We start from the raw sequence: 2783 nt of genomic DNA on the forward strand, positions 1-2783 counted from the left end.
CGGCGGGACCGCGCCCGGCGGCTAAGGTGACGGCGTGAGTTCGAAGCTGACCGTGGTGACGGTGACCTACTCGCCCGGTGAGCATCTGGAGCACTTCCTGACCTCGCTGACCGGCGCGACGAACCTGCCCACCCGTGTGATCCTGGCGGACAACGGGTCCACCGACGGCGCCCCCGAAGACGCCGCGGCCCGGCACCCGAACGTGCGGCTGCTGCACACCGGCGGCAACATCGGCTACGGCGGGGCCGTCAACCGGGCCGTCGCGGAGGTCGATCCGGCGGAGGAGTTCGTCGTCGTCGCCAATCCCGATGTGCGCTGGGGACCCGGGTCGCTGGACCGGCTGCTCGAGGCGGCGCGTCGCTGGCCGCGCGCGGCGTCCCTCGGCCCGCTGATCTACGAACCCGACGGCACCGTCTATCCGTCGGCGCGCTCGGTGCCCGGGCTGGTCTCCGGCGCCGGGCACGCGCTGCTCGGCACGGTGTGGCCGAAGAACCCGTGGACGCAGCGGTACCGGCAGGAGAACGAGACCGTGTCCGAACGCCCGGTGGGCTGGCTGTCCGGGTCGTGCCTGCTGGTGCGGCGGGCGGCGTTCGACGCGGTCGACGGCTTCGACTCGCGCTACTTCATGTACATGGAGGACGTCGATCTCGGCGACCGGTTCGGCCGGGCGGGCTGGCTCAACGTATACGTGCCCTCGGCAGAGGTCACCCACGCGAAGGGGCACGCCGCAGGACGGCATCCCGAACTCATGCTGCCGGCCCACCACGACAGCGCGTACCGGTTCCAGGCGGACCGGCACCCGCATCCGTGGCAGGCGCCGCTGCGGTGGGCGCTGCGGGCCGGGCTCGCCGCCCGGTCGAGGATGTCGGTGGCCGCGGCGGCACGCGAACGGGCGCGGGCGGCCGAGGCGGGCAACACCACGGAACAGGGGACACGATGACGAACGATGCTGCGCCGCACACCGATGCGGTGATCCTGGTGGGCGGGCAGGGGACCCGGCTGCGGCCGCTGACCCTGTCCGCGCCGAAGCCGATGCTGCCCACCGCCGGCGTGCCGTTCCTTACGCACCTGCTCACGCGTATCCGTGCGGCCGGCATCAAGCACGTGGTGCTCGGAACATCCTTCAAGGCGGAGGTGTTCGAGGACTACTTCGGTGACGGCTCGGAACTGGGTCTCGAGATCGAGTACGTCACCGAGGCGGAGCCGCTGGGCACCGGCGGCGGCATCCGCAACGTGCTGCCCAGGCTGCGCGCCGACAACGTCATGGTCTTCAACGGTGACGTCCTCGGCGGCACGGATCTCGGTGCGGTGCTCGACACGCACCTGCGCACCGACGCCGACGTGACGCTGCACCTGGTGCGCGTGGGCGACCCCCGCGCGTTCGGGTGCGTGCCCACCGACGAGGAGGGCCGGGTCACCGCGTTCCTGGAGAAGACGCAGGATCCGCCGACGGACCAGATCAACGCCGGCTGTTACGTCTTCAAGCGCGAGATCATCGAGTCGATCCCCGAGGGTCGTCCGGTCTCCGTGGAACGTGAGGTCTTTCCGTCCCTGCTGGCGGAGGGCAAGCGCGTGTACGGGCACGTCGACGCCGCCTACTGGCGGGACATGGGCACGCCGGAGGACTTCGTGCGCGGCTCGGCAGACCTGGTGCGCGGCATCGCACCGTCGCCCGCGCTCGGTGGGCAGCGCGGCGAATCCCTCGTCCATCCCGGTGCCTCCGTCGCGCCCGGTGCCCTGCTGATCGGCGGCACCGTCGTCGGCCGCGGCGCCGAGATCGGCGCCGGCGCACGCCTGGACGGCGCGGTGATCTTCGACGGCGCGAGGGTGGAGGCCGGTGCGGTGATCGAGCGGTCCATCATCGGATTCGGGGTCCGGGTCGGTCCCCGCGCCCTGATCCGCGACGGGGTGATCGGCGACGGCGCCGACATCGGGGCGCGCTGCGAGCTGCTGCGCGGCGCCCGGGTCTGGCCCGGTGTGCAGATCCCCGACGGGGGGATCCGTTTCAGCACCGACGTGTGAGCACGGGGGGTCCACGAATGAAGTTCGAACGGTATGTGGCGCTGGGTGATTCGTTCACCGAAGGCGTCGGCGACCCGGATCCGGCCCGGCCCAACGGGTTGCGTGGCTGGGCGGACCTCGTCGCCGAGGAGCTCGCCCGCGACAACCCCGGGTTCGGGTATGCGAACCTCGCCGTGCGCGGACGGCTGCTGCGCCCGATCCTCGACGAGCAGCTCGACGCGGCGATCGCGATGCGACCCGACCTGGTGACGATCTACGCCGGTGGCAACAACCTCATGCGCCCGAAGCTTGACCTCGACGCGTTGGCGGCCGAGTACGACGACGCGATCGGCAAGCTTGCCGCCACGGGTGCGCGAGTGCTCGTGTGGACGGCCTACGACGGCAGCTGGGCGCCGGTGTTCGGGGTGCTGCGCGGCCGCTGGGCCGTCTACAACGAGCTGGTCCGGGCGATCGCCGACCGCCACGGTGCGGCGATCGTCGACTTCTGGCGGTTCGACGAGTACCGCGACCTGCGGATGTGGGATTTCGACCGGCTCCACATGTCGCCGGCCGGGCACCGGAACATGGCGATCCGCGTGCTCGATCTCCTCGGTGTGTCGCACACGCTCACCCCGGCCGAATTCGATGCCGCGCCGGTGGTCTCGGCGGCGAAGCGGGCCGAGGACCGCCGGTGGGCACGCGAATTCCTGATTCCCTGGGTCGGGCGGCGCCTGCGCGGCACCTCCTCGGGCGACGGCATCGAACCGAAACGCCCCACGCTG

Annotated in this window: 3 protein-coding genes; all 3 read left to right on the forward strand. The window is 71.7% G+C overall.

Going from position 1 to position 2783, the window contains the following annotated elements:
- The first annotated feature begins 34 nt into the window (after positions 1-34).
- Positions 35-940: a glycosyltransferase family 2 protein gene (locus CQZ88_RS17010; RefSeq protein WP_029544622.1), complete on the forward strand. Its 906-nt coding sequence runs from the start codon at positions 35-37 to the stop codon at positions 938-940.
- Positions 937-2022: a sugar phosphate nucleotidyltransferase gene (locus tag CQZ88_RS17015; RefSeq protein WP_006942634.1), complete on the forward strand. Its 1086-nt coding sequence runs from the start codon at positions 937-939 to the stop codon at positions 2020-2022. The genes CQZ88_RS17010 and CQZ88_RS17015 overlap by 4 nt, the downstream gene beginning before the upstream one ends.
- 17 nt (positions 2023-2039) lie before the next feature.
- Positions 2040-2783 (forward strand): SGNH/GDSL hydrolase family protein (locus tag CQZ88_RS17020; RefSeq protein WP_102800076.1); only part of this gene is annotated, 744 nt, incomplete at its 3' end.

It is taken from the genome of Rhodococcus sp. ENV425, assembly GCF_002887785.1.
Lineage (GTDB): Bacteria > Actinomycetota > Actinomycetes > Mycobacteriales > Mycobacteriaceae > Rhodococcus > Rhodococcus aetherivorans.